Annotated in this window: 6 protein-coding genes; all 6 read left to right on the top strand. The window is 31.5% G+C overall.

The window, feature by feature from the left end; all coding sequences use genetic code 11:
• Window positions 1-103 precede the first annotated feature (103 nt).
• Window positions 104-937 carry a DNA-formamidopyrimidine glycosylase gene (mutM, locus tag J7M77_RS04885; protein WP_296876591.1) on the top strand — a complete coding sequence of 278 codons (834 nt, stop codon included), beginning with the start codon at window positions 104-106 and terminating at the stop codon, window positions 935-937.
• A gap of 11 nt (window positions 938-948) precedes the next feature.
• Window positions 949-2,418: an amino acid adenylation domain-containing protein gene (locus tag J7M77_RS04880; protein WP_296876589.1), complete on the top strand. Its 1,470-nt coding sequence runs from the start codon at window positions 949-951 to the stop codon at window positions 2,416-2,418.
• Complete coding sequence (locus J7M77_RS04875) at window positions 2,418-2,909, top strand: GNAT family N-acetyltransferase (protein WP_296876587.1); 492 nt, start codon at window positions 2,418-2,420, stop codon at window positions 2,907-2,909. Before J7M77_RS04880 ends, J7M77_RS04875 begins: the two co-directional genes overlap by 1 nt.
• A 126-nt stretch (window positions 2,910-3,035) precedes the next feature.
• Window positions 3,036-4,076 (top strand): DNA recombination protein RmuC, encoded by a 1,041-nt coding sequence (rmuC, locus tag J7M77_RS04870; RefSeq protein WP_296876585.1) that lies wholly within the window; start codon window positions 3,036-3,038, stop codon window positions 4,074-4,076.
• On the top strand, window positions 4,048-4,749 hold the full coding sequence (locus J7M77_RS04865) for an AzlC family ABC transporter permease (RefSeq protein WP_296876583.1): 702 nt from the start codon (window positions 4,048-4,050) through the stop codon (window positions 4,747-4,749). Before rmuC ends, J7M77_RS04865 begins: the two co-directional genes overlap by 29 nt.
• The coding region (locus J7M77_RS04860) for a branched-chain amino acid transporter permease (RefSeq protein WP_296876581.1) at window positions 4,746-5,065 on the top strand (320 nt) is incomplete at its 3' end. The genes J7M77_RS04865 and J7M77_RS04860, both read left to right, overlap by 4 nt.

Below are 5,065 nucleotides of genomic sequence, written 5' to 3'. Positions count from 1 at the left end.
TCCTAAAGAAGATGAATTAGTTTTAAAGCAATATGATAGTGATCCTAACGGTCATCTTCATCTGGGCAAATGGTAATTTATATAATAAAAGGTGGTGATAAAGATGCCTGAATTACCAGAAGTAGAAGCGATGAAAAGGGTATTACAGCCACAAATTCAAGGTCATAAAATCGAAAATATTATTGTTAAACAGCCGGCTGTGATTGGGTATCCTGATAGTGAGAGATTTTGCAATGGTCTTATTCAAAATGTGATTGCAAGTATGGATAGACGGGGCAAATATTTAATAATTAAAATGAAAAATAATAATAAAATAATTATTCATTTGAAAATGACGGGACGCTTATTACTTGTTCATTCAGATTTGCCAGAGATAAAACATACACATCTTATTTTTCAGTTAGATAACGGGCAAGAGCTGCGCTATATTGATACTCGCCGTTTCGGACGGCTCTGGTTTATTAAAAATGGTGAAGCGGATAGTTATAGTGGAATTGAGCAGTTAGGTAAGGAACCGTTTGATCCATCATTTTTGCCAGAATATTTAAATCAGCAGTTATCAAGACGAAAAAAAGCGATTAAAGAATGCCTGTTAGATCAAAGGATCATTGCTGGAATTGGCAATATATATAGCGATGAAATATTATTTAAAGCGAAGATTCATCCAGCTCGTCAAGCAAACACCCTAACAAGTCAAGAATACCAACGGCTGGCAACTATTATTCCTGAGCAGTTAACATATTTCATTGAAAAGAATAAAATGACACCAGAACAATATTTAAGAAGTAATGGGCAAGATTATCGTAATACTCCTTTTCTACAAGTTTATGGAAAAAAAGGAAAGGCTTGCCCTGTTTGTGGGCAAACTCTATGTCGAGTTGTAATTGGTGGTCGGGGCAGTATTTTTTGTCCTAATTGTCAAAAGGAAAATGGATAAAAGGAGAATGTATGGAAGATACAATTTATGGTTTTTTTTTAAAAGCGGTAAAAAATAATTATGAAAAAATAGCAATCATCGAAAATAATCGCAGTATAACTTTTGGAAAATTATTAGAGTTAGTTGATCAGATTGCTAGTAGTTTTCCTAAAAATATTAAAAGCATCGGAATTGTTATGGAACATCATATTGAAATGATTGCTGCTATTTTAGCAATTTTAAAATGTGGAGCTAGATATGTTCCTGCTGAAGTAGATTTTCCCATCGATAGAATTAATTATATGATGAAAGAAGCAGAAGTGGATTTTATTTTAACAGCAGAAGAATATCAAGACAAATTAAAGGGATTTGCTTTACAGTTTATAGATAATAATAGTAATGCTACTACAATGAAAACAAGTGACAATTCATCAGCTAAGCAGCCTGCTTATGTTTTATATACATCAGGGACAACTGGAAGGCCTAAAGGTGTTTTAGTGACTAATGAAAACGTGTGCCATTATGTTCGTGCCTTTAATCATGAATTTCAGGTAAAAAATAGTGATATTATGCTTCAATATTCAGTTTGCTCTTTTGATATCTTTGTTGAAGAAGTTTTTGCAAGTCTACTAAATGGAGCGGCATTAGCTATTCCTACAAAAGAAGATAAAGCAAATATTTATTCTTTGATGCGATTTGTAGAAAAACATCAAATAACAATAATAAGCGGTTTTCCTTATTTATTAGCTAAAATGAATCACTTAGAAACATTGCCCTCTTCACTTCGCTTGTTAATAAGTGGTGGCGATGTTTTACGCCAAGTTTATATAGATCATTTACTTGAGCAAGTAGAGGTATATAATACCTATGGACCATCAGAAACAACGGTATGTGCATCTTATTATAATTGCAATCAAGGTACTGCATTAAAAGATGGCACTTATCCAATTGGTAAGCCCGTTGAAGGAACGCAAATATTAATTTTGGATGCTAATGGGAATGAAGTTCCTACTGGTCAAACAGGAGAAATTTGTATTTTTGGCAATGGCGTTTCACTTGGCTATATAGGCAGTCATGACCAGGAAAACCAAGCTTTTAGATTGTATAAAAATGATAAAAGAATGTACCGAAGTGGTGATTTAGGTTATTTACTGCCTGATGGAAATATTGCTTTTTTGCATCGTAAAGATAGCCAAATTATGATTTATGGAAAACGAGTAGAAGTGGCAGAAGTAGAATCGCATCTTTATCAATACGAAAGTGTCAAACAAGCAATCGTTCGCGCATTTATAGATGAAAAAGGACTTTCGTATATGACAGCTTATGTTGTTCCAACTAATCAGGATATAAAAGTTTCAGCAGTTAAAAAAGAACTTGAAAAAAGCCTTCCCGCTTTTATGATACCTGAGTTTTTTGTGAAAATGCCAACAATTCCACTAAATGCTAATGGCAAGCCTGATCTAGCAAAATTACCAGTAGTGATGAAAGTAGGATGTTATTAATGGAAATCAAAATTCGTGAAGCCACAATAGACGATATTGAATTGTTGTTAAAATGGCGAATGGAAGTGTTGCGCGAAGTATTTTCTCTTCCCCAAGATCTATCACTAGCTCAATTGAAAGAAGAAAATCGCCAATATTATAAAAAAGAATTAACCAGTAATGGTCATATTGCAATCTTTGCTTATATTGATGATCAGATTGTCGGCTGTGGAGGCGTTTGTCTCTATCAAGAAATGCCATCACCCGATAACTTAAATGGTAAATGTGCTTATTTGATGAATATCTATACACGATCACCATATCGAAAACACGGTGTTGGTAAAGCAATTATAAATTGGTTAATTGATCGAGCTAGATACCAGGGAGCAACTAAAATATATTTGGAAACATCAGTTTCTGGTAAAAGTTTATATCAAAAAAACGGTTTTGTTTCTATGGGAAATATGATGAAGCTAGCTGACATAAAAAATGCAAATAAATTCAATCAATGATGTCATTAAGTCAAATGCTTAATGACATTTTTTTGATTACTAATAAATATTTGAAGCTTATAATTTAAGCTAGTAATTATTTTTGGTATAATTAATAATGTTAAAATTTGTTAAGGGGGTACTTTTATGAATGAAACGATGATTATGATTGGAATTGTTTTAATTTTGATTTTAATTGGAGCAATGTTTTTACAAATATATAAAACAAGTCAAAGATTAAAACAGCAACAAAATGTTTTAATACAAAAAGAAGATACGATTAGTCAAATAACAACATTATTAAATGTTCAAAGTGAAACTATTAAACTATTAAATTATCAAAATGAAAAAAGCTTAGGCAATGATGAAAAGTTTGACGAACGTTTGCAATATATGAATCACCATATCACCAGTTTATTAAAAGAAGCAGCTCTTTCCGCTAAAAAAGTAAATGATATTTCAAACAGTATTCAAGATATCAATAATATTATGATCAACAAAAAATCACGTGGTAACTGGGGTGAATATCAGTTAAATAATTTACTAAGTATTTATGCTGGTGATAATCAAAATATCTTTGAAACTCAGTACAGTTTAAAAAATGGATCAATTGGTGATGTGGCTTTACATATCCCAAATAGTGATAAGGTAATGATCATTGACTCTAAATTCCCATTAGAAAATTATCAGAAGTTAGAAGATGATCTAAGTGAATTAGAAAGAAATAAATATGAATCATTGTTTAAACAAAATATCAAAAAACATATCAACGATATTTCTAAAAAATATATTAATAGCCAGACAGTCGAAAATGCCATTATGTTTATTCCTAGTGAAGCGGTTTATATGTATTTATGCGCTAATTTAAGTGAGTTAATTGAATATGGTCATCGTAAACATGTTTTAATTACAGCACCAACTACTTTAATAGGGGTAGTCTTTACGTTGATCAATATTACTAAAGATTTTAATCGCAGTAAGCATATTAAAAGCTTAGAAAAAGATATTGTCAATATGTATGATGATGTAAATAGACTATATGCTCGCTTAGAAAATGCCGAAACTAGTTTAACAAGATTACAAAAAACATTAAAAGATGTCAGAGTATCAGCTGAAAAAATTGGAAATAGAATAATTAAGATACATGATGGGTACCAGGATGAAGACGAACCACAAACAGGTTATTAAAGCTGCTTTTCCTTGTACAATTCCAATTTTAACTGGTTTTTTGTTTTTGGGATTAACTTATGGTATTTATATGCATGCTTCCGGTTTTTCTTTTTGGTATCCTTTGTTTACAAGTATGACTGTATTTGCGGGATCGATTGAATTTATTACGGTAAATATGCTTCTAGGATCCTTTAATCCGTTGCAGGCATTATTAATGGCTTTAATGATCAATGCCAGGCATATCTTTTATGGGATTTCGATGTTAGATAAATTTAAAGGCTTAGGGTGGAAAAAGATTTATTTGATTTTTGGAATGTGTGATGAAACTTTTTCAATTAATTATACTGTAGATATACCTGATAATCTAGATCGGGGCTGGTTTATGTTTTATGTAACTTTATTCAATCAGTGTTATTGGGTATTAGGAGCAACGTTAGGTGGCTTATTTGGCTCATTGATTAGTTTTAATTTAGAGGGATTGGATTTTGTCATGACAGCAATGTTTGTCGTGATTTTCATGGATCAGTGGCTGAAAGAAACTAAACATACTAGTTCTTATTTAGGTTTGATGGCATCACTTTTATCATTGATTATTTTTGGCAAAGACTATTTTATTATTCCCGCCATGATCATGATTGTTTTTTGTTTATTAGTATTTAAAAGAAAATTTATAGCAGGAGAAAAACAATGACTTTAACCCAAGAAATAATTACGATTGCCATGGTGGTTTTAGGAACTTTAATAACTCGTTTTTTACCATTTATTTTATTTCCACCAGGTAAACAAACACCAAAGCAAATTGAATATTTGAAAAACTATTTACCATCGGCGGTTTTTGGAATGTTGGTAATATATTGTTTAAAAGATGTGAATTTATTTACCGGGAGCCATGGAATTCCTGAAGCGATTGGCATTACGGTTGTAATATTGTTACATTTTTGGAAAAGACAAATGTTATTATCGATTGCTGGTGGGGTAGTTTGTTATATGTTTTTAGTGCAAGTGAT

Origin of the sequence: Thomasclavelia sp. (assembly GCF_017889095.1) — a bacterium.
Taxonomy (GTDB): domain Bacteria; phylum Bacillota_I; class Bacilli_A; order Erysipelotrichales; family Coprobacillaceae; genus Thomasclavelia.
Note: the sequence above shows the minus strand (reverse complement) of the source record. Positions and strands in the feature narration are given on the sequence as shown.